Below are 912 nucleotides of genomic sequence, written 5' to 3'. Positions count from 1 at the left end.
CCTGCTCCGGCACCGTCCGTGCCGCAGACCGACGGCGGCGCCGCGATCGCCAACACCATCGTCGGCGGTGCCGGCGCGGTGGGCGACACCGTCACCGGAGTGGGCGACACGGTCGGCGGTGTCGTCGGCGGCGTCACCGGCCTGGTCCCCGGCGTCCTCGGCAACGGCGGATAGGGCGCCGGTGTCCTCGCTGCCCTCACCGCTTCCTCCCACGGAACTCGCGGAGCTCGACGCCCCGCAATTGTCCACGCTCGCACTGGTTCTGCTCGGCAGCGACCTCGACGAGACCGTGGTCGCCCGAGTTCTCGACGTCGAACCCGACCGTGCCCGTGCCGCCATCGATGCGCTGCGCGCGGACGGCTGGGTCGACGATCGCGACACCCTCGTCCGCGCCGACGGGACACATCTCACGACGACGCTCGGCGAGAACCGGCTGCACACGCTGGCCCGCCGGCTGCTCACCCATCACGTCGACGGCGGGACGCTCACGCTTCCCATCGCCCGAGCGGTGGCCGCGACCGGAACACCGAGCGCGGAACTGAGCCAATTCCTCTGCGCCCAAGCCGAACTCGCCGAACCAGCCGCCGCAGTCGCGCTGTATGCGGAAGCCGGCCGGGTCGGCAGTCTCGGCGACACCGCCGTCGTCGCGTACGCCGAGGCCTGCGCGCTGAACGGCGACCTCGATACCGCGGTAGGCCTCGCCGATTCGGTCCTCGAACGGTCCACGTCCGTCGCCGGTCCGGAACTTGCTGCTGCCGTACGCATCTCGGCCGCCGGAGCCGCGTACTGCGGGATGATCGACCGCAGCGCCGAACTGTACGCGTGGCTCGGCGCCGACCGCGCCGGCGCCGACGCCTCCCTCGCCGCCTCGGTCCTGGTGGTCGCGGGCCGGCTCGACGACGCCGAGACCGT

The 912-nt window shown here is 72.9% G+C and carries 1 pseudogene; it reads left to right on the top strand.

The window, feature by feature from the left end:
• Window positions 1-181: 181 nt before the first annotated feature.
• Window positions 182-912 (top strand): annotated as a pseudogene (locus tag RJ1_RS45055) (LuxR C-terminal-related transcriptional regulator); the annotation flags it as partial.

This window comes from Rhodococcus jostii NBRC 16295 (genome assembly GCF_001894825.1).
Taxonomy (GTDB): domain Bacteria; phylum Actinomycetota; class Actinomycetes; order Mycobacteriales; family Mycobacteriaceae; genus Rhodococcus_F; species Rhodococcus_F jostii.
Note: the sequence above shows the minus strand (reverse complement) of the source record. Positions and strands in the feature narration are given on the sequence as shown.